We start from the raw sequence: 24,485 nt of genomic DNA, 5'->3' as shown, positions 1-24,485 counted from the left end.
TCGTGGAACATCCGTATGGTCCTGCGCCACAACACCGACCCGGCCGGCGGATCCGGCGACAAGGGCCTGTTGGAGAAGGTCGGATTGGCGCGGGCTCAGACGGTCTCGGGAAGCTCTTCGAGCCCCTCGGTGACCAGCTTGGCCAGGCGGTCGAGGGCGGCGTCCGCACCCTCGGCGTCGGAGGCGAGGACGATCTCCTCGCCACCCTCGGCGCCGAGGCCGAGGACGGCCAGCATGGAGGCCGCGTTGACGGGGTTGCCGTCGGCCTTGGCGATCGTGACCGGGACGCCGGTGGCCGTGGCGGCCCGGACGAAGATGGAGGCGGGACGGGCGTGGAGGCCCTCGGCCCAGCCGACGTTGACGCGGCGCTCAGCCATGTGATGCTGCCCTTCAGTGTCTCAGGGTTGTCTAGACCAGTGTTACATGCCGGGACGGGTGCCGGGTGCGACCCGGTTCCCGTCCCGGGGTGCCGGCCGCGGCCTCGACCCGACGTCCGTCCCCCACAGACTGCCTCGCGCCGTTGTCGTACGCGAGCCGTACTCTGGGGCCCATGCAGACCTCGGCGGACCCGCAGGACCGGCACGAGTACCCCGCACACTGGGAAGCGGACGTGGTGCTGCGCGACGGCGGCACCGCCCGCGTCCGGCCCATCACCGTCGACGACGCCGACCGCCTGGTCAGCTTCTACGAACAGGTCTCGGACGAGTCGAAGTACTACCGCTTCTTCGCGCCGTACCCGCGCCTGTCCGCCAAGGACGTCCGCCGCTTCACGCACCACGACTTCGTGGACCGGGTGGGGCTCGCGGCCGTGATCGGGGACGAGTTCGTCGCCACCGTGCGCTACGACCGCATCGGCGCCGGCGGAGTGCCCGCCTCCGCGCCCGCCGACGAGGCCGAGGTCGCCTTCCTGGTCCAGGACGCGCACCAGGGCAGGGGGGTCGCCTCCGCCCTCCTGGAGCACATCGCGGCCGTCGCGCGCGAGCGGGGCATCCGCCGCTTCGCCGCCGAGGTGCTGCCCGCGAACACCAAGATGATCAAGGTGTTCACGGACGCCGGCTACACCCAGAAACGCAGCTTCGAGGACGGCGTCGTACGCCTGGAGTTCGACCTCGAACCGACGGAGCGCTCGCTCGCCGTGCAGCGCGCGCGGGAGCAGCGCGCCGAGGCGCGGTCGGTGCGCCGGCTGCTCGCCCCGGGCTCCGTCGCCGTCGTCGGTGTCGGCCGCGCCCCGGGAGGCGTCGGCCGCAGCGTCCTCGGCAACCTCCGGGAGGCCGGGTTCACCGGACGCCTGTACGCCGTGAACCGGGCGCTGCCCGAGGGACAGGACGAGCTCGACGGCGTGCCCGCCCACCGCTCGGTGCGCGACATCGAAGGACCCGTCGACGTCGCGGTCGTCGCCGTGCCGACCGAGCACGTGCCCGACGTCGTCACCGAGTGCGGCGAGCACGGCGTCCAGGGTCTCGTCGTGGTCTCCTCCGGGTACGCGGAGAGCGGACCCGAAGGGCGCGAGCGCCAGCGCGAACTCGTACGTCACGCGCGCGTGTACGGGATGCGCATCATCGGCCCGAACGCCTTCGGGATCATCAACACCTCCCCGGACGTACGGCTGAACGCCTCGCTCGCCCCGCAGATGCCCCGTCCGGGCCGGATCGGTCTGTTCGCGCAGTCCGGCGCCATCGGCATCGCCCTGCTGTCCCGGCTGCACCGGCGAGGCGGCGGTGTGACCGGTGTCACGGGCGTCTCGACCTTCGTGTCGTCCGGCAACCGGGCGGACGTCTCCGGCAACGACGTCCTCCAGTACTGGTACGACGACCCGGACACCGACGTCGCCCTGATGTACCTGGAGTCCATCGGCAACCCGCGCAAGTTCACCCGCCTGGCCCGGCGTACGGCCGCGGCGAAGCCGCTCGTCGTCGTGCAGGGCGCGGGCCACGTCCCGCAGGGGCACGCCGTACGGGCGACCCGGCTGCCGCACGCGACCGTGTCCGCGCTGCTGCGGCAGGCCGGGGTCATCCGCGTCGACACCATCACCGAGCTGGTCGACGCGGGGCTGCTGCTCGCCCGTCAGCCGCTGCCGGCCGGCCCGCGCGTGGCGATCCTCGGCAACTCCGAGTCGCTGGGCGTGCTGACGTACGACGCCTGCCTCGCCGAGGGGTTGCGGCCGCAGCCGCCGGTCGACCTGACGACGGGGGCCACGGCGGACGACTTCCGGGGGGCGCTGTCGCGGGCGCTGGCGGACGAGACGTGCGACGCGGTCGTGGTGACCGCGATACCGGCGGTCGGCGAGGAGTCGGTCGGGGACGCGACGCTGGCCGAGGCGCTGCGGTCGGCCGCGGCCGACGTCCCCTCGAAGCCGGTGCTGGTCGTGCACGTGGAGCTGGGCGGGCTCGCCGAGGCGCTGTCGGCGGCGGCGAGCACCGCGCCCCAGGCCCAGGCGGCCACCCGCTCCGCGCCACGACCGCCCACCACGCAACCGCGGCAGCCCGCCCCGGCGTCCGGGAACTCCCCGGCCCCGACCGTCTCCGGGCCGCCCGGAAGGCCCGGCCCCCTCGGAACACCTGGAACGCCCGGAACACCCGGAACACCTGGAACGCCCGGGGCTCCCGGCGCGCCCGGCTCCCTCGGCGAGCCCGGCATCCCCGCCTCGGGCTCCCGGCTCATCCCCGCCTACCCCGCCGCGGAACGGGCGGTCCGCGCTCTCGCCGAGGCCGTCAGGTACGGGCAGTGGCGGCGTGAGGCCGCCGACCCGGGCAAGGTGCCGGAGTACGAGGACATCGACGAGAAGGGGGCCGCCCGGCTGATCGAGGGCCTGCTCGACCGCGGCCAGGGACTCACCCTCGGTACCGGGGAGACGTGCGAGCTGCTCGGGCGGTACGGGATCGCCGTGCGCGAGGCGGTGCCCGCACCCACCCCCGAGGCCGCTGCCGAGGCCGCCCGCGCCCTCGGCTATCCCGTGGCCCTCAAGGCCACCGCACCGCATCTGCGACACCGCGCCGACCTCGGCGGCGTACGCCTCGACCTGGCGGACGAGGAGCAACTGCGCCGGGCGTACACCGAGCTGACCGAGCTGTTCGGGAAGCCGGACGAGCTGCGGCCGGTGGTGCAGGCGATGGCACCGCGCGGGGTCGACACGGTCGTGCGCTCGGTCATCGATCCGAAGGCCGGGGCCGTGCTGTCGTTCGGGCTCGCCGGGGCCGCGTCCCAACTGCTCGACGACATGGCGCACCGGCTGGTTCCGGTCACCGACCGGGACGCGACCTCGCTGGTCCGGTCGATCCGGACGGCGCCGCTGCTGTTCGGCTGGCGGGGTTCGACCCCGGTCGACACGCCTGCGCTGGAGGAACTGCTGCTGCGGGTGTCCCGGCTGGTGGACGACCACCCCGAGGTCGTCGCGGTCACTCTGGAGCCGGTCGTCGTCGCCCCTCGCGGACTGAGCGTCCTCGGCGCCACCGTGCGCCTGGCACCACCCCCCGTCCGTGACGACCTCGGCCCGCGCACGCTCCCCTCGTACTGAGCGCGGCACCGAGCGGCCGTCCGGTCCCACCGGGCGCCGCGCCGAGCGGCCGTCCGGGCGGGACGGTTCGCTCGCGCGGGACCGTCGGGTACGCCGAGCGGTGCCTCGCAGTCAGTGCGCCCCCGTAGGATGGACGTCATGGCCAAGACCAGTACGACGACCCAGGGGCTGCGTGCGGCGATCGAGCGCAGCGGCTACTACCCGGCCCTCGTGGCCGAGGCGGTGGAGGCCGCCGTGGGCGGCGAGCCGATCCGGTCGTACCTGGTCCACCAGGAGACCACGTTCGACCAGAACGAGGTGCGCCGGCACGTGACCGTGCTGGTCCTCACCGGCAACCGCTTCATCGTGAGCCACACCGACGAGCAGGCCGCGGACACCACCTCCCCGACGCCGTACGCCACGACGTCCACGGAGTCCGTGAAGATCGGCCGGATCTCGTCCGTCGTGGTCAGCCGGGTGGTCGCCAACCCCGAGTCCTACACCCCCGGCACGCTGCCGCGCGAGATCGTGCTGACCATCGGCTGGGGCGCCGTCTCCCGCATCGACCTGGAGCCCGCCGCCTGCGGCGACCCCAACTGCGACGCCGACCACGGCTACACGGGCAGCTCGACGGCGGACGACCTCAGCCTGCGTGTCAGCGAGGCCGGGGACGGCCCGGAGACGGTCCGCCAGGCCCTCTCCTTCGCCCAGGCGATCTCCGAGGCGACCGCGGACGTCACCCCCTGATGTCCCCTCTCTCGCCGTCCGACTCCGTCGCCTGGGACCACCCCGAGCCGCTCGCCGTCGGCTCCGCCCCCGTCCCGGAGTACGGCTCCGGCTCGCTCGCCGACCTGCTGCCCACGCTCGCCGCCGGCATGGGCGTCCCGGGCCTGCCCGCCGGCATCCCCGAGCTGACCGCCGCCGACCGCAACTGCGTGTTCCTGATCGACGGCCTGGGCTGGGAACAGCTCAGGGCGCACCCGGACGAGGCGCCCTTCATGGCCTCGCTGCTGGCGAGCTCCCGCGGCGGCACCGGCCGCCCGATCACCGCCGGCTACCCGGCCACCACCGCGACCTCCCTCGCCTCCGTCGGCACCGGCCTGCCGCCGGGCGCCCACGGCCTGCCCGGGTACACCGTCCGCAACCCGGACACCGGCGAGCTGATGAACCAGCTCCGCTGGAAGCCGTGGACCTCGCCGCGCGTCTGGCAGCCGTACCCCACCGTCTTCCAGCTGGCCCAGGAGGCCGGCGTGCACGCCGCCCAGGTCTCGTCGCCGACCTTCGCGAACACCCCGCTGACCAAGGTCGCCCTCAGCGGCGGAACGTTCCACGGAAGGCTGGCCGGCGAGGAACGCGTGGATCTCGCCGCCGCCCAACTGGCCGCGGCCGACCGCGCCCTGGTCTACACGTACTACGCCGAACTCGACGGCGCGGGCCACCGCTACGGCGTCGTCTCCGACACCTGGCGCGGCCAGCTCATGTACGTCGACCGGCTCGTCCAGCGCCTGGCCGAGCAACTGCCGCCGCGCAGCGCCCTGTACGTCACCGCCGACCACGGCATGATCGACGTACCGTTCGACGAGCAGCACCGCATCGACTTCGACGAGGACTGGGAGCTGCGCGCCGGCGTGGCCCTGCTGGGCGGCGAGGGCCGCGCCCGCCACGTCTACGCGGTGCCCGGCGCCGAGAGCGACGTGCTGACCTGCTGGCGCGAGGTGCTCGGCGAGCAGTTCTGGGTGGCTTCGCGGGACGAGGCGATCGCGGCCGGATGGTTCGGTCCGCACATCGACGAACGCGTGTACGCGCGTATCGGCGACGTGGTGGCGGCCGCCCACGACGACGTGTTGATCATCGCCTCGGAGCGGGAACCGAAGGAGTCGGCGATGGTCGGCAACCATGGTTCGATGACCCCGGCCGAGCAGCTGGTCCCGCTGCTCGAAGTACGCACCTGAGTTCCACACCCACGCCCCGTTCCCTCCCGTCCGCCCTCCGCCTGTCTCCGCCGAAAGGTGCTCCGCTTCCCATGCCCGAGCTGGTGTTCTTCTCCGGAACGATGGACTGCGGGAAGTCGACGCTGGCCCTCCAGATCGAGCACAACCGCTCCACGCGGGGGCTGGTCGGCATGATCTTCACGCGTGACGACCGCGCGGGCGAGGGCAAGCTGTCCTCCCGCCTCGGCCTGGTCACGGACGCGGTCGAGGTCGAGGACGGGCAGGACCTGTACGCGTTCCTCGTCGACCACCTCTCCAAGGGCGGGCGCGCGGACTACGTGATCGCGGACGAGGCGCAGTTCCTGGCGCCCGAACAGATCGACCAGCTCGCGCGGGTCGTCGACGACCTGGGAGTGGACGTCTACGCCTTCGGCATCACGACCGACTTCCGCTCCAAGCTCTTCCCCGGCTCCCAGCGGCTGGTGGAGCTGGCCGACCGGGTCGAGGTGCTCCAGGTCGAGGCCCTGTGCTGGTGCGGCGCCCGCGCCACGCACAACGCCCGCACGGTCGGCGGCGAGATGGTCGTCGAGGGCGCCCAGGTGGTCGTGGGCGACGTCAACCGCTCCGCGGACGAGATCGGCTACGAGGTGCTGTGCCGCCGCCATCACCGGCGACGTATGACGTCGGCCACGGCCCACGCGGCGGCCCTGTCGCCCGACGTGCTGCCGGTGTCGACCTCCTGAGCCTCGGGCCCGCTCTCCCGGACCGTCAGCGCGGGCTCTGGACCAGGGCGAACCGGGCCCCTTCCGGGTCCGCCACCGAGGCCACGCGCCCGTGGGCGCCGTCCCGGGCCGGCTTCAGGACCCGTCCGCCGAGTGCGACGAGCCGGGCCAGCGACTCGTCGGTGTCGGCCACCTCGAAGTACGTCAGCCAGTGCGGGCCCCGTTCGCGCGGCAGGGCGTTGCCCACTCCCTGGATGCCGGCCACCGGGCGGCCCTCGACGCACAGCGTCACCTGGTCGAAGTCGGCCGGGACCAAAGGCTGTTCCTCGTAGCCGAACACCGATCCGTAGAACTTGGCGACGGTCACCGAGTCGAAGGTCAGCAACTCGTTCCAGGCGGGCGTGCCCGGGACGCCGGGGACTCCCGGGGCTCCGAGGCCGCCGTCGTCCTGGTGTTCCGCCGTCTGCCAGACCCCGAAGACGGCGCCCGACGGGTCGGAGCAGATCGCCAGCCGTCCGGCCTCGGCCGCGTCGAGCGGTCCGACGCCGAGCGTGCCGCCGCACAGCCGTACCGTCTCGGCGGTCTGGTCCACGTCGTCCGAGGCGAGGTAGGGCGTCCAGGCGGTCGGCAGGTGCAGGTCCGGCGGCAGTTGGCCGATGCCCGCCACCTCTCGGCCGTCCAGCAGGGCCCTGACGTACGGGCCGAGCCGCCGGGGACCGGGCTGGAACTCCCAGCCGAAGAGCTCTCCGTAGAAGTCCTGGGTCGCCGCCGGTTCGTGCACCATCAGGCTCACCCAGCAGGGCGTGCCGGGCGCGTACCGGGCGTGCGCCTCGCCGTTCGGGCCTGCCGACTCCCGTGTCTCGGTCATCGTCACTCTCTTCTCGGCCCCTCGTGGGGGCCGCGTCGCTTCCGCTCTCCGGATCTCGTGCCCGATGCTCGCACCGAGTGTGGCGCCCTGCTCACCGGGCGTACACGCCGTCACGCGTGCGTGGGTCCCATAGCCGGAGAATGCCCGCTGTAAGGTTTCTCGTCCCTTTCGGCACGATTACTTGTGGGGGTCGATCAGTTGTACAGCATGTGGCCGATCCCGTACTCCTCGTGACCGTGCCTGCCCGGCCGAGCAGAGTAGCCGGACATCGGCGACGCGGCCACCCTTTGCGCGAGGATGGTGACCATGAACGCCATCATCTCCGCAGCAGAACTCGCGACCGTCCTGTCCGAGGAGCGTCCGCCGACGCTGCTCGACGTCCGCTGGCAGCTCAGCACGGCCAAGGCGGCCGGGGAACCCGCCTTCGACGGCAGGGCCGAGTACGCGGCCGGACATGTGCCCGGAGCCGTCTTCGTCGACCTGGACGCGGAGCTCGCCGCCGCGCCCGGACCGGACGGCCGGCACCCGTTGCCCGACATCGCGGAGTTCGGTGCCGCGATGCGCCGGGCGGGCGTGTCGCGAGAGGTGCCGGTGATCGTGTACGACGGTGGACAGGGCTGGGCGGCGGCGCGCGCGTGGTGGCTGCTGCGCTGGACGGGTCACCCGGACGTGCGGGTCCTGGACGGCGGGTTGCGGGCCTGGGAGGGGGACCTGTCGGCGGACGTGCCGACTCCCGCCGAGGGCGACTTCCAGCCGGTGCCGGCGGCCGCGGGATTCCTGGACGCGGACGGGGCCGCGGCGCTGGCGCGGTCGGGGGTGCTGTTCGACGCGCGCGCGGGGGAGCGGTACCGGGGCGAGGTGGAGCCGATCGACCGGGTCGGCGGGCACATCCCGGGCGCGGTGTCGGCGCCCACCATGCAGAACGTGGCGGCGGACGGGCGGTTCCTGCCCGCCGGGGAACTGAACGCGCGCTTCAGGGCGTTGGGGGCCGCCGAGGGCACCGAGGTGGGCGTGTACTGCGGTTCGGGTGTCTCCGGCGCCCATGAGGTGCTCGCGCTGGCGGTCGCCGGGATCCCGGCCGCGCTGTACGTCGGTTCGTGGTCGCAGTGGTCCTCGGACCCCTCCCGACCCGTCGCCGTGGGCCCCGACCCGCAGTAGCGCGGCACGCCCGCCGGTCTCGTACGGATGCTCGGCGGGTCGTACGCGGGCTCGCGGTTGTCGCGCGCGGATGCCCGACGGGTCATGGGCGGGCTCGCGGTTGTCCTGTACGGATGCCCGGTGGGCCGTACGCGGGCTCGCGGTTGTCGCGCGCGGATGCCCGACGGGTCATGGGCGGGCCCGCGGTTGTCGCGCGTGGATGCCCGGCGGGTCATGGGCGGGCCCGTGGTTGTCCTGTACGGATGCCCGGTGGGCCGTACGCGGGCTCGCGGTTGTCCCGCGCGGATGCCCGGTGGGCCGTACGCGAGCTCGCGGTTGTCCCGCGTGGATGCCCGACGGGTCATAGGCGGGCTCGCGGTTGTCCTGTACGGATGCCCGACGGGTCATGGGCGGGCCCGCGGTTGTCCTGTACAGATGTCCGGTGGGCCGTACGCGAGCTCGCGGTTGTCCCGCGCGGATGCCCGCGCGTCCGTGCGGGGCCAGGGCCCGGTGCGGGCCGGTCGGCGGGCGCGCGTGGCCCGGCGAACGCACGGGTGCGCCGGTGGCCCCACGCGAACGCCTACGGGCGTCCCGCGCGTCCGCCGGTGTCCGGCAGGACTCCCGCGCACCGCGCACACGCGTTCCGGGGGACGGGCACAGGTGCCGTGCCCCACGCGCGTGTTCCGGCGGTCTCCGTGCATGTGCCGTGCTCCGCGCACGAGTTCCGGGCCCGCGCGCGTCACCGGAGCCCGCGCCGGTGACGCGCGCGGGCCCTCGGTGTCGTACGGCCGGGCTACTCCTGCTTCTTGCGGCGCGTGCCGAAGACGATCTCGTCCCAGCTGGGTACCGCGGCCCGGCGCCCTGGACGGACGCCGTCCGCCTCGGCCTGCCGGTCGGTGGCACCGACCAGACGGTCGCGGTGACTCCCGACCGAGCGCGGCATGAGTACGTCCGCGTAGGCGGAGCCGGCGGAGGCCGCGGGAGCCGGGGGCTCCTCCGCCTCCGGTTCCTCGACGGGCTCCTCCACGGGCGGTTCCACCGGGCGTTCCGGGACCACGAGGTCGCCCCGGAAACTCGGCACCGCCTCCAGCAGGCTGGTCAGCGAGTCCCGTTCGCCCGTGCTCTCCTCGGGAGGCTCGGAGGCCTGCGCCGGCAGGCTCGGCCGCTCCCGGTCGAGGGCGCGGTCCAGCGGGCGGTCGCGCGGCAGCCGTGCGATCCGCGGCACGAAGGGAAAGCTGGGCTCGGGCGCGGCGAGGTCGTCGGACTCGCCGATCAGCGAGCGCGCCTCGCCGTCGACGGCCTGCACGAGCCGCCGGGGCGGGTCGTACGTCCAGCTCGCCGAGTGCGGTTCACCGGCGACCAGGTAGACCAGCAGGACTTCCCAGGTGCCGTCGTCGCGGCGCCAGGAGTCCCACTGCACGGTGTCCTTGTCGGCGCCGCGCAGCAGCAGGCGCTCCTGGACGGCCTCGCCGAGCTGGGGTCCGGCGTTCTCGCCGGGCCGACGGACCGGGGTCTTGCGCGCCCGCTCGGCCATGAACGCGCGCTCGGCCAGCACAGGGCCCTCGAAGCGGCGTACGCGGTCGACCGGGATGCCGGCCATCTGGGCGACCTCTTCCGCGGTCGCGCCGGCACGTATACGCGCCTGGATGTCACGGGGGCGGAGATGGCTCTCCACCTCGATCTCGATCTGGCCGAGGCGGGGACGGTCGCCGCGCACGGCGGCACGGAGCCGTTCGTCGATCGGAAGCGTGTACTCCGTGCTGTCCGCAGCCTTCAGCACCAGCCGTGTGCCGTCATTGGAGACGGCCACGACACGCAGTTCGGGCATGGGGACCTCCCGGGTGGTGCCTGCCGACGTCACGTGCGTCGCTGCTTCCGCTAGTCGAGTGTGGCCTGCCCGGGTGCAGCCTGCCACAACCTTGCCGAGTTGCCCGGCGTGTCGGACGTGAGTCCGCGTACGCCGTTATGGCACGGTTACCTATTCGCAACGCTAAGTGACAAACTCCGTCACCCTGTGCAACTAGCCCCCTCCCGGTGGTCCGGCAAGGCCCCGGACGCCCTGGCGGGAGACCGAACCCAGGGCTCGCAACAGTACTCCATTTGGGCCACGTGCGTGGATTGGCGCGCCGTTCAACTTGTTGCAGGGGGTGGGACTTGACCGTCCGTTGTGCGGCGGTACGGGCGTGAACGTGGCGTACTTCACCCGATCGCCGGAAACGGAACTAATCGTTTCGTCTGTACGTCCCTTTCTCGTGCAAGTGGTCGATCGAGCGGTGCGGGTCGACCGGTCGAGGGAGAGGCAGACAAGGTCCCGGAATGCGTGAAAGGCCCGTTGACGTGGACGAGTCCGGCAGCGGGAGGGAGGTGAAGAACGGGAGGCGGATCGACCTGAGCGTGCCTCAGGTCGCGGGCAGTGCCGTGGCCGCGGTGGTGGCGGCCAAACTCGCCTCCTACTTCGGTGTCTACGGGACGATCCTCGGTGCCGGCGTGGTCAGTGTCGTCGCCACCTGCGGCGGCACGCTGTTCCAGCACTTCTTCCGGCGGACCGGCGAGCAGCTGCGTGAGGCGGCCGTCCCGTCCAGGGCCGCCGTGGCCGTGCCCGGTGTCCCGGCGGCCCCGCCCGTCGGAGAGTTCACACGGGGGACCGTCTGTCGCGCCAGGGTCAGGGGGTGGCGCCGGCCCGTGGTCGCGGCCGCCCTCGTGTTCGGGGTCACGATGGCCGGCATCACCACGTACGAGCTGGTGTCCGGCAGCAGTTTCAGCGGCGGCGGCAGTACGACGGTCGGCGGCGCCCTGACCACTCACGGCGGGTCGTCCTCCGGTGTGGACCCGTCGTCCCGTCCGGCATCGGACCCCTCGTCCGGTCCGTCGGCAGGCCCGTCCACCGGCTCCGGCTCCGGCGGAGGCGCGACAGCGTCCGCGTCCGGCTCCTCCGCCACGCCGGACGCGGCCGGCGGCGCGACCGCTGCGGGCGGTGCCCCGGACGGGAGCGCGGGAGGCGGTGGTACGGCGCAGAGCCCGGCACCGGACCCGAGCGCCGCCGCGGGCGGAGGCTCCGGTGACGGCTCGTCGCCCGCGGCCGGGACGCCCGGCGCGTCCCCTACCCCAGAACCCTCCGCAAGTAGTCGTTCTGGAACAGACGTTCAGGGTCGAGTCGGTCCCGCAGCGCGGTGAACTCGCCGAAGCGCGGGTAGACCCCGGCCAGGTACTCGGCGTCCCGGGTGTGCACCTTGCCCCAGTGCGGCCGGCCCTCGTGCGCGGTGAAGATGCGCTCGGCGGCGGTGAAGTACGCCTGATAGGGCGTACCCCGGAACATGTGCACCGCGACATAGGCGCTGTCCCGGCCCGAGGCGGTGGACAGGGCGATGTCGTCGGCCGGCGCGGTGCGCACCTCGACGGGGAAGCTCACCCGCAGCCCGGAGCGGTCGACCATCGTCTTCAGCTCCCGCAGCGTCTCGGCCAGGGCCTCCCGCGGGACGGCGTACTCCATCTCCACGAAGCGCACCCGGCGCGGGGAGGTGAACACCTTGTAGGGGATGTCCGTGTAGGTGCGCGCGGACAGGGCCTTGCTGGAGATCCGGGCGATCGCGGGAATCGTCGCGGGCGCGGCCCGGCCGACCAGCTGGGCCACCTGGAAGACGCCGTTGGAGAGGAGCTCGTCCTCGAACCAGCCGGCCAGCTGCCCCACCGGCTGCTCCGGGCCCGCGCTGCGGTTGTTGCGCTTGGTGTTGGTGCTGTCGGTGTGCGGGAACCAGTAGAACTCGAAGTGCTCGTTCTCGGCCCACAGCTCGTCGAGCTCGGCGATGACCCGGTCCAGCGGCATCGGCTCCTCGCGTGCCGTCAGCAGGAAGAGCGGCTCCACGGCGAAGGTGATCGCGGTGACGATGCCGAGCGCGCCCAGGCCGATCCGGGCGGCCGCGAAGACCTCCGGGTTCTCCTTCTCGGAGCAGACGAGCACCGATCCGTCGGCCGTGACCAGTTCCAGGCCCTTGATCTGGGCGGCGATCGAGCCCGACTCGCGGCCGGTGCCGTGCGTGCCGGTGCTGGTGGCCCCGGAGACGGTCTGTTCCATGATGTCGCCCATGTTGGTCAGCGACAGACCCTCGCGGGCCAGGGCCACATTGAGTCTCTTGAGCGGGGTGCCGGCCTCGACCGTGACCGTCCCGGCCTCGCGATCAATGTTGCGGATGCCGGTCAACAGTTGCGGGCGGATCAACACGCCGTCGGTGGCGGCGATCGCCGTGAACGAGTGCCCGGTGCCCACCGCCTTCACCTTCAGACCGTCCTCGGCGGCCTTGCGCACGGCCGCGGCCAGCTCCTCGACGGAGGCGGGCGTGACCTCCCGCGCGGGCCGGGCCGAGACGTTGCCGCCCCAGTTACGCCACGTGCCGCTCTTCCCGCTCGCTGTCGTGCTCAACGGTCCCTCCCCAACCCGACGCCGGCCTGCTGAGCCGGCGGTACCCCAGGAAACCGACCGTGACCGCGACGGCCCCGGACACGGCCGGAACCCCGTACCCGGCGCGCGCGCCGACCGCGTCGACCACCCAGCCGGCCGCCGAGGAACCGAGTGCGACCCCGATGGCGAGCCCGGTGCTCACCCAGGTCATGCCCTCGGTCAGTTGCGCACGTGGTACGTGCTCTTCGATGAGGGACATCGTCGTGATCATCGTCGGCGCGATGGACAGACCCGCAACGAACAGCGCCACGGCCAGAAACGGCAAGTTTCCGACCAGTAGGAGGGGGATCATACTCACGGCCATCATGAATATGCCCAGTACCCAGCGACGTTCCGGTGCTCCCCGGAAGCGCAACAGCCCGAAGACGATGCCCGCCGTGCAGGATCCCGCCGCGTAGAGCGCGAGGACGACGCTCGCGGCGGCCTTGTGGCCCTGCTCCTCGGCGAAGGCCACGGTGACCACGTCGACCGCCCCGAAGATCGCTCCGGTGGCCACGAAGGTGGCCACCAAGACCTGGAGTCCGGGCGAACGCAGCGCAGTACCGCCGCCGTGCCGCTCGCGCGGGTGCGGCTCGGGTTCGGTGGCGCGCTGGGAGGTCAGCCAGAACACACCGACCGCCAGGAAGCCCGCGGCGAGCAGCGGCCCGGCCTCCGGGAACCAGGCCGTGGACAGTCCGATGGAGATGATCGGCCCGAAGATGAAGCACATCTCGTCCACCACGGACTCGAAGGAGTACGCGATGTGCAGCTGCGGGGTGCCCCGGTACAGGGCGGCCCAGCGCGCGCGGATCATCGCGCCGAGGCTGGGCACGGAGCCGATTCCGGCGGCGCACACGAACAGCACCCAGTCCGGCCACGCGAAGTGCGCGGCGAGCAGCAGTCCCGCCGCGGCGGCGAGCGCGACCAGGGTGGCCGGCCGCAGCACCCGCCGCTGCCCGTGCCGGTCGACCAGCCGCGAGATCTGCGGGCCGATCGCCGCCGCGGCCAGCGCCATGGTGGCCGACAGCGCGCCCGCGAGCCCGTAGCGCCCGGTGACCTGGGAGATCATCGTGACCACGCCGATGCCCATCATCGACAGCGGCATCCGGCCGAGGAACCCCGCGGCGGAGAAGCCTTTGGAGCCGGGGGCGGCGAACAGGGCGCGGTAGGGGCTGGGCACGGGTGTCTCCGGGGATCCGGTAAGGCGCGAAGATGGCCGATACAGGTTACTGGTTAGGTAACCCTAATGCACCGGCTCCGCGGGCCCGGAGCCCGGCTGTCGGCGCCGGGTGGCAGGATTCGACTCATGCCAGAAGCGCTCGATCCCACCCCCTACGACGCCCTGCTCCTGCTCTCCTTCGGCGGCCCGGAAGGCCCGGACGACGTGGTCCCGTTCCTGGAGAACGTGACCCGCGGGCGCGGCATCCCGAAGGAACGCCTCAAGGAGGTCGGGCAGCACTACTTCCTGTTCGGCGGGGTCAGCCCCATCAACGGCCAGAACCGCGCCCTGCTGGACGCCCTGCGCAAGGACTTCGCGGACCACGGCCTGGACCTGCCGGTCTACTGGGGCAACCGCAACTGGGCGCCCTACCTGACCGACACCCTGCGCGAGATGGCCGCCGACGGACGTCGCCGCGTCCTCGTCCTGACGACCAGCGCCTACGCTTCGTACTCGGGCTGCCGTCAGTACCGCGAGAACCTCGCCGACTCGCTCGCCGCCCTGCGGGCCGAGGGCGTGGAGCCGCCGCGGATCGACAAGCTGCGGCACTACTTCAACCACCCGGGCTTCCTGGAACCCATGATCGAAGGGGTGCTCGCCTCCCTCGCCGACCTCCCCGAGGACATCCGCGACGGCGCGCACCTCGCCTTCTCGACCCACTCCATCCCGCTCTCCGCCGCCGACACCTCCGGCCCGGCCGGGGAACACGGCGACGGCGGGGCCTACGTCCGGCAGCACCTGGACGTGGCGCGGCTGATCGCCGACGCCGTCCGGGAGCGCACCGGCGTCGACCACCCCTGGCAGCTCGTCTACCAGTCCCGCTCCGGCGCACCGCACATCCCGTGGCTGGAGCCCGACATCTGCGACCACCTCGAGGAGCGGCACGCGGCCGGCGTCCCGGCGGTCGTCATGGCCCCCATCGGCTTCGTCTCCGACCACATGGAGGTCCTGTACGACCTCGACACGGAGGCCACCGCCAGGGCCGCGGAACTGGGACTGCCGGTGCGCCGGTCGGCCACCGTCGGCGACGACCCGCGCTTCGTCGCCGCGGTCCGGGAACTGATCCTGGAGCGCGCCGGGACGGAGCGCGGACGGACGGTCGCACCGTGCGCCCTGGGCGCGCTCGGCGCGAGCCACGACGTGTGCCCGGTCGGCTGCTGCCCGGCCCGCGCCCCCCGCCCCGCCGCCGCGGGCGCCGACAGCCCCTACGCGTGAGGAACGCCGTGACCGACCCCCTGCACACCGAACTGCTCGGCATCGCCCACGAGGCGGCCCGCCGCGCGGGCGAACTGCTGCGCGACGGCCGCCCCGCCGACCTCGCGGTCGCCGCGACGAAGTCGAGCCCGATCGACGTCGTCACCGAGATGGACATCGCGGCGGAGAAGCTGATCACCGGCCTCATCGCCGACCGCCGCCCCGCCGACGGCATCCTCGGCGAGGAGGGGGCCGCCAGTGAGGGCACGAGCGGGATCCGCTGGGTGATCGATCCCCTCGACGGCACGGTGAACTACCTCTACGGACTGCCGACCTGGGCCGTGTCGGTCGCTGCCGAGCAGGACGGCGAGACGGTCGTCGGCGTGGTGGCGGTCCCGATGCGCGGGGAGACCTGCCACGCGGTCCGCGGCGGCGGAGCCTGGGCCACCGGTGCCTGGGACGGTGCGCGCAGGCTCACCTGCCGTCCCGCGCCGCCCCTGGACCAGGCCCTGGTCTCGACCGGCTTCAACTACGTCGGCGAGGTCCGCACCCACCAGGCCGAGGTCGCCCGGAAGCTCGTTCCGCTGCTGCGTGACATCCGGCGCAGCGGCTCGGCCGCCGTCGACCTGTGCGACGTCGCCGCGGGCCGCCTGGACGGCTACTACGAACGCGGACTGCACGCCTGGGACTACGCGGCGGGCGACCTGATCGCCCGCGAGGCGGGCGCCCTGACCGGCGGGCGCCCCTCCCAGGGCCCCTCGGGCGACCTCACGGTGGCGGCGAGCCCCGGCGTCTTCGAGCCCCTCCAGCGGCTCCTGGAGGACTTCGGCGCCTGGCACGACTGAGCGTGCCCCGGGCATCCTCGGGGCACCCCGAGGAGCACAACTGTTCGCCCGGGAGTCCGTGCGACCTACGACAGCGGGGCCCCGGCACTGGATCGCCCGGGGCCCCGCTGTCGTACGTGCGAATCGATCAGACGGCGGACATGCCGACTTCCACGCCGTGCTCGGCGGCGAGGCGGTGCAGGTCGTCGAGCTCGCCCTGCTCCACGTCGACGAGGAACTCGTCGCCCTCGTCACGAGCCCGCGTCAGGTCGGACTCGGTCGCCTTTATGCGCTGCAGAAGTCCTGCGGTGAAAGCGTCCATGCTGCGCCCCCTCGTCCAGGGTCGTGGGTCGATGGCACGGGGGTGTGCCGTTCGGAAGGGGCGATCACGTCTCCTGTGGATGCCCGGCGCAGCCCTGTACCGGGCGGCCACGGTGCCGGACACCCACGACCACTCTGTGGAAAAGCGGACAGCGACGTACCGCATGGTGTTGCGGCACAAGCAGAGTGTGATCGCGGGGTGTAAACGGTCCTCCCCCCGCTCCCTTCCACGGAAACCTCGACCGGACGAGAAAATCCGCCATTCCAGGGCCGATCGCCCGCACATCCGTGCCCGCTCTCCCGCCTTACCGCCGACTTACAGCCGAAAAGGGCAGGATGGACGCCACATCCACGAAGACTCCTGCCCGTGTGCGCCCGAGGGGCCGCGCGGGTGGACACAGGAAGGACAAGCGACGTGCGCGTACTCGTCGTCGAGGACGAGCAGCTGCTCGCCGATGCGGTGGCCACCGGACTGCGCCGGGAGGCCATGGCCGTCGACGTCGTGTACGACGGTGCGGCCGCCCTGGAGCGCATCGGCGTCAACGACTACGACGTGGTCGTCCTGGACCGCGACCTCCCGCTCGTGCACGGCGACGACGTGTGCCGCAGGCTTGTCGAGCTCGGCCTGCCCACGCGCGTGCTCATGCTCACCGCGTCCGGCGACGTCAGCGACCGGGTCGAGGGGCTGGAGATCGGCGCCGACGACTACCTGCCCAAGCCCTTCGCGTTCAGCGAGCTCATCGCGCGGGTGCGGGCCCTCGGCCGGCGCACCAGCGTGCCGCTGCCGCCCGTGCTGGAGCGCGCGGGCATCAAGCTCGACCCCAACCGCCGCGAGGTCTTCCGCGACGGCAAGGAGGTCCAGCTCGCGCCCAAGGAGTTCGCCGTCCTGGAGGTGCTGATGCGCTCCGAGGGCGCGGTGGTCTCCGCCGAGCAACTGCTGGAGAAGGCCTGGGACGAGAACACCGACCCGTTCACCAACGTGGTGCGGGTGACGGTCATGACCCTGCGCCGCAAGCTGGGCGAGCCGCCCGTCATCGTCACCGTCCCCGGCTCCGGGTACAGGATCTGATCCACTGTGGCCACCGATCCCGCACCGCCCGCAGCGCCTCCGAAGCCCACCTGGGACCCCAGAAGACCGCAACCGCCCTTCCCGTGGCTGCGCCCGACCATCCGGATACGCCTGACGCTCCTGTACGGCGGCATGTTCCTGATCGCCGGCATCATGCTGCTGTCGATCATCTATCTGCTCGCGGCACAGGCGCTGGACGTGGGCAGCGACCTGCCGTTCAAGATCACCGAGGGCAGCGTCACCAGCAAGGTCTGCGTCCTGCCCACCAAGGCCACGCCGGACGTGTTCAACCAGGCGATGAGCGACTGCGTCAACGAGCAGCGCCAGCACGCCCTGGACGACCTGCTCAGCCGCTCCCTGCTGGCGCTGCTGGGCCTCGCGGTCATCGCCTTCGCCTTCGGCTACGCGATGGCCGGCCGGGTGCTGTCCCCGCTCGGCCGGATCACCCGCACCGCGCGCGCGGTGGCGGGCTCGGACCTGTCCCGCCGGATCGAGCTGGACGGCCCGGACGACGAGCTGAAGGAACTGGCCGACACCTTCGACGACATGCTGGAGCGCCTCCAGCGGGCCTTCACGGCCCAGCAGCGCTTCGTCGGCAACGCCTCGCACGAGCTGCGCACCCCGCTGGCGATCAACCGCACCCTCCTGGAGGTGCACCTGTCCGACCCGGGCGCCCCGGTGGAGCTCCAGCAGCTCGGCAAGACGCTGCTGGCCACCAACGAGCGCAGCGAGCAGCTCGTGGAGGGCCTGCTGCTGCTCGCCCGCAGCGACAACCAGATCGTCGAGCGCAAGCCGGTGGACCTCGCGGAGGTCGCCGAGCAGGCGGTCGACCAGGTGCACGCCGAGGCGGAGGCCAAGGGCGTGGTGATCCGCGGCGAGCGCAAGCCCGCCGTCGTCCAGGGCAACGGTGTGCTGCTGGAGCGGATCGCCCTGAACCTGGTGCAGAACGCCGTGCGCTACAACGTGCCTTCGGGCGGCTGGGTCGAGGTCACCACCGAGGTCCGGCACGGCCAGGCGGTCCTGGCCGTGTCGAACACGGGACCGGTCGTTCCGGCGTACGAGATCGACAACCTGTTCGAGCCGTTCAGGCGGCTGCGCACGGAGCGTACGGGCAGTGACAAGGGTGTCGGCCTGGGTCTGTCCATCGCCCGGTCCGTCGCCCGGGCGCACGGCGGGCATATCTCCGCGCAGCCGCGGGAAGGGGGCGGGCTCATGATGTGCGTCACATTGCCTATCTGAGACCATGGCCTCGACACGCACGGGACTGTTCGCTTTTAGCGGAATTTTCGGGACACCCTGCGGGCGATGTCCTGTGTGATCGATCACAAGGGCGATATTCAGACTATCCACGCTCCGTGATCACAGCTGGTGCCACAAAGCCCGTAAAATCCGGGTTTTCCGGTGCCGTGCTCACGGGAAGTACACGGTGAGGCGCCTTTGGAGAGCGGCGCCATGACCGTGTACGGTCCCGATCGCCATCCAAGCCGATCACTCTCGGGGGATCCGGTTGGGTGTCGATTGAGTAACAGACCTTGATGTGAGGCAAAATCTCCGCCTCGGGTCGGGCACAAGTCCGGCCTCTCACGCGTTACGTGCGCTGGAGACACCGCAAACACCCAGAGGGGGAGAGCGACCATGGCAACCGATTACGACACCCCACGCAAGACCGACGACGACGTTGACTCGGACAGCCTTGAGGAACTGAAGGCCCGTCGGAACGACAAGTCGGCTTCGGCCGTCGACGTCGACGAGTTCGAGGCCGCCGAGGGCCTCGAGCTGCCCGGGGCCGACCTCTCGAACGAGGAGTTGGCCGTCCGTGTGCTGCCCAAGCAGCAGGACGAGTTCACCTGCATGAGCTGCTTCCTGGTGCACCACCGCAGCCAGCTGGCCCGCGAGAAGAACGGCCAGCCGATCTGCCGCGACTGCGACTGAGGACGGGTCGGCCGTGACTGGCTCGACCCCACCTCGGAAGCGCCGCTTCCTCCTGAGGGGAGCGGAGCACGGGCCGTCCGACGGCCCTCACGGCGTGCGTGACGACGAGCGGGGCTCATCCGGTACGACGCAGGAGTCGTCCGGCTCGGCCTCGCTCGAACCGGCAGGCGACCGGGGTGACCTCCCGGCGCCGGTGGAGAGTCCCGCGCCCGTCGCCAGGCGGCGGGCCGCGGCGATCCGCGACAAGGCCGTGGGCCTCGCCGCGGACGGCGCCCGCAAGACCGGGAGCGGCGCCAAGGCGGGCCTGGCGTACCTCGTCGACCGGATCATCGAGATCGCCCCGCGGATTCCCGTGCGCGACCTCGCGACGCTCCGCAGGCAGTTCCCGGGCCTCGGCCCCGAGCAGCTCGCGGACAAGCTCGTCGCGGGCGCCGCGAACGCCACCTCGACCGTGGGCGCGGGCATCGGGGCGGCCGCGATGCTGCCCGTACCGCCCGCGATGCCCACCGAGCTGGCCGCGGAGATCACCGGGGTCGCGGCGATCGAGCTGAAGCTGATCGCCGAGCTCTACGAGGTGTACGGCCTGCGCCCGCCGGGACAGCTCAGGGACCGCAGTACCGCGTATCTGCGCTCGTGGTCGGGCGAGCGCGGGATCGACGTGAGGAAACCGTCGACGATCGACGCGGCGCTGGGCGGCCGGATGAAGCGTGAGCTTCGGCAGCAGATCACCAAACGACTGGTCCGCAACCTGCCGAACCTGATGCCGTTCATGGTCGGAGCCGCGGTCGGCGCGGTCATGAACCGTCGTGACACGAGAAAACTCGCCGCGCGGATCCGGGCGGACCTGCGGAAGTCGCAGGTGTCCTGGGACGCGCTGCCCGAGCTGCCGCCGCTGGAGCCTCCGGCGGATCCGGTGCGGCTGGGCGACATCTCGAAGGAACTGGGGCGGTGAGACGCGCCGCCGCCCGCGGGTGACGTCGCCTCCCGCAGCCGCTCCAGGCCCCGGTTCCGGGCCCGCAGCCGCTCACGCCCCTTCCGGGCGGGTCTCCCGCACGGCCCGCTCGCGCCCCCTCCGGTCCGGCGACCGCTCACGCCCCTTCGGGGCCGGCCTCCCGCAGCCCCTTTCGGGAGCCCTCCGGACCGCGTCTCGCGAGCCGCTCAGGGCCCTTCGGGCCCGCTGTCCCGAGGCCGGTGCCAGGGTCTTCCGGTGCGGCTCTCGTGAGCCGCTCGAGGCGCTTCGGGCCCGCGTTCCGCGCGCGGCTCCGGAAGACCCCTGCGAGTCCGTCCGCGCGAGCCTCTCCCGGGCCTTCCGGACGGGCTTTCCGGCTGCCGGAGCCCCCGCGGGGCCCCGACGGCCCGGGTGCTACGCCGAGGCCGTCCGGGCAGCCTCCAGGGCTTCCGCCAGGCGTTCCGGCTCCCGGGTCGACAGGTACAGGTACGGCGTCGGGTCGTCCGGGTCCGTGACCTCCACGCGCAGCGCCGTGGGGATGTAGGAGCGCAGCAGGAGGAAGGCGCGCACATCGGCCTTGTAGGTGCGCCAGGCGCGGGCCTCCTCGGCGTCCAGGACCTCCGCCTCGCCGAGCGCCGCCACGGGGATCTTCGCCTCGCCGGCGATCAGCGAGCCGCCGACCACACGGATGCGCGGCGAGCCGTAGGAACTGGCCGTGACGGCGGCGACCGCGGTGCCGCCGACCAGGCCGCCGAGCATCGGCAGGGTGCCGAACGGGAGCAGGACCAGGGCGCAGGCGACGCCCACGAGAAACGAGATCAGCCACCAGGAGCGGGGGGCGGTCAGGCGTTCTTCGTACGGGGTGGCGGAGTGCTGCATGGAGCCAAGCTTGGCACGGTGTCCGGATCACGCCGGGATCAGGGGGGGCCAGCGCGCAGCGCTGTCGGGCAGGGCGGCGGCGGGAGACGGGCGGGCGGGTAAGGTCTGCGCCTGTGAGTGGTACTTCCCCAGCTCTTCAGCCTCCCGGTGACGCCGTGAAACCGGTGCGACACCCCGATGCTCCCGCGCCCGGCGAGCTTCTCGGTGCCCACTACGAACAGTGTTTCGGATGCGGTGGCGAGCAGCCCCACGGGCTGCACCTCCAGGCACGGGCCGGCACGGGTGTCACGGTCACCGCCGAGTTCACCGTGCAGCCCGCCCACCAGGGCGCTCCCGGGCTCGCGCACGGCGGTGTGCTCGCGACCGCGCTCGACGAGACCCTCGGCTCGCTGAGCTGGCTGCTGCGGACCGTCGCCGTGACCGGACGGCTGGAGACCGACTTCGTGCGGCCCGTGCCGGTGGGGACGACCCTGTACCTGGAGGGCGAGGTGACCGCGGTGGCAGGACGGAAGATCTACTCGACGGCCACCGGGCGCATCGGCGGCCCGGAGGGCCCCGTCGCCGTCCGCGCCGACGCCCTTTTCGTCGAGGTCGCGGTCGAGCACTTCGTCCGGCACGGCCGCGAGGAGGAGATCCAGGCCGCCATGAGCGACCCGGACCAGATCCGCCGCGCCCGCGCCTTCGAGGTGAACCCGTGAGCCCCGCCGGCCGTGACCCGCTGGACGTGCTGATCCGGCGCGTCGACCCCGAGGTGCCGCTTCCCTCGTACGCACAGCCCGGTGACGCCGGCGCCGACCTGCGGACCACCGAGGGCTGCGAGCTGGCGCCGGGGGAGCGGGCGGTCCTGCCCACCGGGGTGTCGATCGCCCTCCCGGAGGGGTACGCGGCCTTCGTGCACCCCCGGTCCGGGCTCGCCGCCCGTTGCGGCGTCGCCCTGGTGAATGCCCCGGGGACGGTTGATGCCGGGTACCGTGGGGAGATCAAGGTGATCGTGGTGAATCTCGATCCGCGCGAGTCGGTGCGGTTCGAGCGCTTCGACCGGATTGCCCAACTGGTAGTCCAACAGGTCGAGAGGGTTCGCTTCCGGGAGGTCGCGGAACTTCCCGACTCGGTACGGGCCGAGGGGGGCTTCGGGTCCACCGGCGGCCATGCCGCGGTGGACGGCGCGAGCGGCACAAGCGGTCAGGCCGCCGACGGCGGCGCAACGGGTGGGTATAGATACGCTTCGGTCGTATCCGACCGGGAAGGACAGTGACGTGTTCGGACGTCGCAAGAAGAGGGATGCCGCCGACGGCGCGGCCGGCGAGGCCGAGCAGGTCGTCGACAGTGTCGACACCGAGGCGGACGTAGAGGGCGTGCGCGAGCGCGTGCGGCTCGAACCCGAGCCGCGGCCCGACGGGCCCTGGGACGACACCGAGGTGCGCGAGCCGGGCGAGGGCCGCGTGGACCTCGGCGGTCTGTTCGTGCCGGGCGTCGACGGCATGGAGCTGCGGGTCGAGGTGGCCGGTGACGCGATCGTCGCCGCCACCGTCGTGCTGCACGACAGCGCCATCCAGCTCCAGGCCTTCGCCGCTCCCAAGCGTGAGGGCATCTGGGGCGAGGTGCGCGAGGAGATCGGCTCGGGCATCACCCAGCAGGGCGGCATCGTCGACGAGGTCGAGGGTCCCCTGGGCTGGGAGCTGCGGGCCCAGGTGCCCGTGCAGCTGCCCGACGGCACGGGCGGCTTCCAGGTCGTGCGGTTCGTGGGCGTGGACGGCCCCCGCTGGTTCCTGCGCGGGGTCATCTCGGGCCAGGGCGCGGTGCAGCCGCAGGCGGCCGGTCTGCTGGAGCAGATCTTCCGGGACACCGTCGTGGTCCGGGGCGAGGGCCCGATGGCCCCCCGTGACCCGATCGTCCTGAAGCTGCCGAACGACGCCCAGATGGTGCCCGAGGGCGTCCAGCAGGAGGAGGCCGGTTCCCGCTTCTCCGGTGGCATGGGCCAGCTCCAGCGCGGACCGGAGATCACCGAGGTCCGCTGAGCACAGTCGTACACGAAGGGCCGTACCCCGACGGGGTACGGCCCTTCGTCATGTGCGCGCCACCTTGACGGGCGGTTGGTCTGTACCTATGGTCTCGGCGCAGCGCCTGCGTTCATGCAGGCGCTCATCGTTCACATACAAGAACGGATGGCCCCCCACCATGCGCCGTACCGCACTCCTCGCCACCGTCACCGCCCTGGTCGCGGGCGCCTTAGTCTGGCCCGCCGCGCGCCAGGCCCAGGCCGCCCCCGCCGCCTTCGTCCACCCCGGTGTCACCGTCTCCCAGGGGCAGCTGGACTTCGCCCGGGCCGAGGTCCAGGCCGGTGCCCAGCCCTGGAAGGGCGCCTTCGACCAGATGCTGGCGAGCAAGTACGCCGACCTGAACCGCACCCCGGCGCCGCGCGCGACCGTCGAGTGCGGCTCGTACTCCAACCCCAACTACGGCTGCACCGACGAGCGCGAGGACGCGATCGCCGCGTACACCGACGCCCTCGCCTGGTACATCACCCGGGACAGCCGGTACGCGCAGAAGTCCATCGCGCTGATGGACGCGTGGTCCGCGGTGATCAAGGACCACACCAACAGCAACGCGCCCCTCCAGACCGGCTGGGCCGGCTCCTCCTGGGCCAAGGCCGCCGAGATCGTCAAGTACACGTACACCGGGACCTGGGCCAACTCCGGCCGCTTCGCGACCATGCTCCGCGACGTCTACCTCCCCGAGGTCGTCAACGGTTCCAACTCCAACGGCAACTGGGAACTGACCATGATGGAGGCCGCCGTCGGCATCTCCGTCTTCCTGGAGGACCGGACGTCGTACGACAAGGCCATGGCGAAGTTCCGGACCCGTACCGCCGCGTACGTCTACCTGGCCTCCGACGGCGCGGTGCCGAAGACCGTGCCGAGCCAGAACCTCGACACCACGGCGAAGATCGTCGCCTACTGGCAGGGCCAGTCCACCTTCGTCACCGGTCTCACCCAGGAGACCTGCCGCGACTTCACCCACACCGGGTACGGCATCTCGTCCATCTCGCACATCGCCGAGACCAGCCGCATCCAGGGCCAGGACCTGTACGGGACCGACGTCGGCGAGCGGCTGCGGCAGGCGCTCGGCTTCCAGTCCAAGTACCAGCTCGGCACCGCCGTCCCGAGCTGGCTGTGCGGCGGCACGCTGAACCTCGGGCTCGGTCCGGTCACCGAGGTCGGCTACAACGCCCTGCACAACCGGCTGGGCATCGCGATGACCAACACCCAGGCACTCACCCTCCAGAACCGTCCGGCCGGCAGCAACAACCTGTTCGTCGCCTGGGAGACCCTCACCCACGGGGACAACGCCGGCTGAGCCGCGCCCCCCGGGGGCCGACGCGACCACGGCCGCGCCGGCCCCGCGCCGGGCGCGTCAGGGTTGCGTCAAAGACGACCTCTACCCCCCTTCTTGTCCGTTCTGTCACCCCGGCCCGCCGTAAGGTCGACGCTGCGTACGCAGGCGGCACGGGA

Annotated in this window: 23 protein-coding genes; 15 read left to right on the top strand and 8 right to left on the bottom strand. The window is 72.4% G+C overall.

Annotated elements, in window-relative coordinates:
• Window positions 1–95 precede the first annotated feature (95 nt).
• Complete coding sequence (locus tag ACWC24_RS33465; RefSeq protein ID WP_152891428.1) at window positions 96–377, bottom strand: HPr family phosphocarrier protein; 282 nt, start codon at window positions 375–377, stop codon at window positions 96–98.
• Between the two features lie 173 nt (window positions 378–550).
• Here ACWC24_RS33465 and ACWC24_RS33460 point away from each other — a divergent pair, with 173 nt between their 5' ends.
• The 4 genes from ACWC24_RS33460 to ACWC24_RS33445 all read left to right on the top strand — a co-directional run bounded on the left by ACWC24_RS33460 (window position 551) and on the right by ACWC24_RS33445 (window position 6,167).
• Window positions 551–3,514 carry a bifunctional acetate--CoA ligase family protein/GNAT family N-acetyltransferase gene (locus tag ACWC24_RS33460; RefSeq protein ID WP_450666663.1) on the top strand — a complete coding sequence of 988 codons (2,964 nt, stop codon included), beginning with the start codon at window positions 551–553 and terminating at the stop codon, window positions 3,512–3,514.
• 129 nt (window positions 3,515–3,643) lie between these two features.
• Window positions 3,644–4,240 carry a DUF5998 family protein gene (locus ACWC24_RS33455; protein ID WP_351616559.1) on the top strand — a complete coding sequence of 199 codons (597 nt, stop codon included), beginning with the start codon at window positions 3,644–3,646 and terminating at the stop codon, window positions 4,238–4,240.
• Window positions 4,240–5,445, top strand: a complete 1,206-nt coding sequence (locus ACWC24_RS33450; protein ID WP_450666662.1) for an alkaline phosphatase family protein — start codon at window positions 4,240–4,242, stop codon at window positions 5,443–5,445. The genes ACWC24_RS33455 and ACWC24_RS33450 overlap by 1 nt, the downstream gene beginning before the upstream one ends.
• Before the next feature lie 71 nt (window positions 5,446–5,516).
• Complete coding sequence (locus ACWC24_RS33445; RefSeq protein ID WP_450666661.1) at window positions 5,517–6,167, top strand: thymidine kinase; 651 nt, start codon at window positions 5,517–5,519, stop codon at window positions 6,165–6,167.
• 25 nt (window positions 6,168–6,192) lie between these two features.
• Here the strand turns inward: ACWC24_RS33445 and ACWC24_RS33440 are convergent, their stop codons facing one another.
• Window positions 6,193–7,014 carry a VOC family protein gene (locus tag ACWC24_RS33440; RefSeq protein WP_450666660.1) on the bottom strand — a complete coding sequence of 274 codons (822 nt, stop codon included), beginning with the start codon at window positions 7,012–7,014 and terminating at the stop codon, window positions 6,193–6,195.
• Between the two features lie 306 nt (window positions 7,015–7,320).
• Here ACWC24_RS33440 and ACWC24_RS33435 point away from each other — a divergent pair, with 306 nt between their 5' ends.
• Window positions 7,321–8,172, top strand: a complete 852-nt coding sequence (locus ACWC24_RS33435) for a sulfurtransferase (RefSeq protein WP_450666659.1) — start codon at window positions 7,321–7,323, stop codon at window positions 8,170–8,172.
• A 772-nt stretch (window positions 8,173–8,944) separates the two neighbouring features.
• Here the strand turns inward: ACWC24_RS33435 and sepH are convergent.
• The 4 genes from sepH to ACWC24_RS33415 all read right to left on the bottom strand — a co-directional run bounded on the left by sepH (window position 8,945) and on the right by ACWC24_RS33415 (window position 13,766).
• Complete coding sequence (gene sepH / locus ACWC24_RS33430) at window positions 8,945–9,979, bottom strand: septation protein SepH (protein ID WP_450666658.1); 1,035 nt, start codon at window positions 9,977–9,979, stop codon at window positions 8,945–8,947.
• 634 nt (window positions 9,980–10,613) lie between these two features.
• On the bottom strand, window positions 10,614–10,952 hold the full coding sequence (locus ACWC24_RS33425; RefSeq protein WP_450666657.1) for a hypothetical protein: 339 nt from the start codon (window positions 10,950–10,952) through the stop codon (window positions 10,614–10,616).
• A gap of 299 nt (window positions 10,953–11,251) precedes the next feature.
• Complete coding sequence (locus tag ACWC24_RS33420; RefSeq protein ID WP_450666656.1) at window positions 11,252–12,568, bottom strand: D-arabinono-1,4-lactone oxidase; 1,317 nt, start codon at window positions 12,566–12,568, stop codon at window positions 11,252–11,254.
• Window positions 12,528–13,766 carry an MFS transporter gene (locus tag ACWC24_RS33415; protein WP_450666655.1) on the bottom strand — a complete coding sequence of 413 codons (1,239 nt, stop codon included), beginning with the start codon at window positions 13,764–13,766 and terminating at the stop codon, window positions 12,528–12,530. Before ACWC24_RS33415 ends, ACWC24_RS33420 begins: the two co-directional genes overlap by 41 nt.
• A gap of 126 nt (window positions 13,767–13,892) precedes the next feature.
• On the opposite strand from ACWC24_RS33415, the gene ACWC24_RS33410 reads away from it, so the two are divergent.
• Window positions 13,893–15,020 carry a ferrochelatase gene (locus ACWC24_RS33410; RefSeq protein WP_450666654.1) on the top strand — a complete coding sequence of 376 codons (1,128 nt, stop codon included), beginning with the start codon at window positions 13,893–13,895 and terminating at the stop codon, window positions 15,018–15,020.
• Between the two features lie 8 nt (window positions 15,021–15,028).
• Window positions 15,029–15,844 (top strand): inositol monophosphatase family protein, encoded by an 816-nt coding sequence (locus ACWC24_RS33405; protein WP_450666653.1) that lies wholly within the window; start codon window positions 15,029–15,031, stop codon window positions 15,842–15,844.
• Between the two features lie 127 nt (window positions 15,845–15,971).
• Here the strand turns inward: ACWC24_RS33405 and ACWC24_RS33400 are convergent, their stop codons facing one another.
• Complete coding sequence (locus ACWC24_RS33400) at window positions 15,972–16,145, bottom strand: hypothetical protein (protein ID WP_450666652.1); 174 nt, start codon at window positions 16,143–16,145, stop codon at window positions 15,972–15,974.
• A 414-nt stretch (window positions 16,146–16,559) separates the two neighbouring features.
• Between ACWC24_RS33400 and ACWC24_RS33395 the strand changes: the two genes are divergently transcribed.
• The 4 genes from ACWC24_RS33395 (at window position 16,560) to ACWC24_RS33380 (ending at window position 20,097) form a co-directional block, all read left to right on the top strand.
• Window positions 16,560–17,213 (top strand): response regulator transcription factor, encoded by a 654-nt coding sequence (locus tag ACWC24_RS33395; RefSeq protein ID WP_013000218.1) that lies wholly within the window; start codon window positions 16,560–16,562, stop codon window positions 17,211–17,213.
• 6 nt (window positions 17,214–17,219) lie between these two features.
• Entirely contained in the window at window positions 17,220–18,452 is a 1,233-nt protein-coding gene (locus ACWC24_RS33390) for a sensor histidine kinase (protein ID WP_450666651.1), read from the top strand.
• Between the two features lie 396 nt (window positions 18,453–18,848).
• Window positions 18,849–19,145, top strand: coding sequence for a DUF4193 domain-containing protein (locus ACWC24_RS33385; protein WP_003993510.1), 297 nt, complete (start codon window positions 18,849–18,851; stop codon window positions 19,143–19,145).
• Window positions 19,146–19,158: 13 nt separating this feature from the next.
• Window positions 19,159–20,097, top strand: a complete 939-nt coding sequence (locus ACWC24_RS33380; protein WP_450666650.1) for a hypothetical protein — start codon at window positions 19,159–19,161, stop codon at window positions 20,095–20,097.
• Between the two features lie 411 nt (window positions 20,098–20,508).
• On the opposite strand, the gene ACWC24_RS33375 is transcribed toward ACWC24_RS33380, so the two are convergent.
• The gene (locus ACWC24_RS33375; protein WP_450666649.1) at window positions 20,509–20,973 is read right to left on the bottom strand and encodes a DUF3093 domain-containing protein; all 465 of its coding nucleotides are present in this window, start codon (window positions 20,971–20,973) and stop codon (window positions 20,509–20,511) included.
• A 113-nt stretch (window positions 20,974–21,086) separates the two neighbouring features.
• Here ACWC24_RS33375 and ACWC24_RS33370 point away from each other — a divergent pair, with 113 nt between their 5' ends.
• The 4 genes from ACWC24_RS33370 (at window position 21,087) to ACWC24_RS33355 (ending at window position 24,330) form a co-directional block, all read left to right on the top strand.
• Window positions 21,087–21,671, top strand: a complete 585-nt coding sequence (locus ACWC24_RS33370; RefSeq protein ID WP_450666648.1) for a PaaI family thioesterase — start codon at window positions 21,087–21,089, stop codon at window positions 21,669–21,671.
• Window positions 21,668–22,228, top strand: a complete 561-nt coding sequence (dut, locus tag ACWC24_RS33365; RefSeq protein ID WP_450666647.1) for a dUTP diphosphatase — start codon at window positions 21,668–21,670, stop codon at window positions 22,226–22,228. The genes ACWC24_RS33370 and dut overlap by 4 nt, the downstream gene beginning before the upstream one ends.
• A 1-nt stretch (window position 22,229) precedes the next feature.
• Window positions 22,230–22,991, top strand: coding sequence for a DUF3710 domain-containing protein (locus tag ACWC24_RS33360; protein WP_450666646.1), 762 nt, complete (start codon window positions 22,230–22,232; stop codon window positions 22,989–22,991).
• Between the two features lie 160 nt (window positions 22,992–23,151).
• Entirely contained in the window at window positions 23,152–24,330 is a 1,179-nt protein-coding gene (locus ACWC24_RS33355; protein ID WP_450666645.1) for an alginate lyase family protein, read from the top strand.
• Window positions 24,331–24,485: the final 155 nt, after the last annotated feature.

This window comes from Streptomyces sp. NPDC001443, from assembly GCF_053597355.1.
Note: the sequence above shows the minus strand (reverse complement) of the source record. Positions and strands in the feature narration are given on the sequence as shown.

What these genes read in the sequence shown, in the direction of transcription:
- ACWC24_RS33465 (WP_152891428.1), bottom strand. Translation starts at nt 377, where the DNA reads ATGGCTGAGCGCCGCGTCAACGTCGGCTGGGCCGAGGGCCTCCACGCC.
- ACWC24_RS33460 (WP_450666663.1), top strand. Translation starts at nt 551, where the DNA reads ATGCAGACCTCGGCGGACCCGCAGGACCGGCACGAGTACCCCGCACAC.
- ACWC24_RS33455 (WP_351616559.1), top strand. Translation starts at nt 3,644, where the DNA reads ATGGACGTCATGGCCAAGACCAGTACGACGACCCAGGGGCTGCGTGCG.
- ACWC24_RS33450 (WP_450666662.1), top strand. Translation starts at nt 4,240, where the DNA reads ATGTCCCCTCTCTCGCCGTCCGACTCCGTCGCCTGGGACCACCCCGAG.
- ACWC24_RS33445 (WP_450666661.1), top strand. Translation starts at nt 5,517, where the DNA reads ATGCCCGAGCTGGTGTTCTTCTCCGGAACGATGGACTGCGGGAAGTCG.
- ACWC24_RS33440 (WP_450666660.1), bottom strand. Translation starts at nt 7,014, where the DNA reads ATGACCGAGACACGGGAGTCGGCAGGCCCGAACGGCGAGGCGCACGCC.
- ACWC24_RS33435 (WP_450666659.1), top strand. Translation starts at nt 7,321, where the DNA reads ATGAACGCCATCATCTCCGCAGCAGAACTCGCGACCGTCCTGTCCGAG.
- sepH (WP_450666658.1), bottom strand. Translation starts at nt 9,979, where the DNA reads ATGCCCGAACTGCGTGTCGTGGCCGTCTCCAATGACGGCACACGGCTG.
- ACWC24_RS33410 (WP_450666654.1), top strand. Translation starts at nt 13,893, where the DNA reads ATGCCAGAAGCGCTCGATCCCACCCCCTACGACGCCCTGCTCCTGCTC.
- ACWC24_RS33400 (WP_450666652.1), bottom strand. Translation starts at nt 16,145, where the DNA reads ATGGACGCTTTCACCGCAGGACTTCTGCAGCGCATAAAGGCGACCGAG.
- ACWC24_RS33385 (WP_003993510.1), top strand. Translation starts at nt 18,849, where the DNA reads ATGGCAACCGATTACGACACCCCACGCAAGACCGACGACGACGTTGAC.
- ACWC24_RS33375 (WP_450666649.1), bottom strand. Translation starts at nt 20,973, where the DNA reads ATGCAGCACTCCGCCACCCCGTACGAAGAACGCCTGACCGCCCCCCGC.
- ACWC24_RS33355 (WP_450666645.1), top strand. Translation starts at nt 23,152, where the DNA reads ATGCGCCGTACCGCACTCCTCGCCACCGTCACCGCCCTGGTCGCGGGC.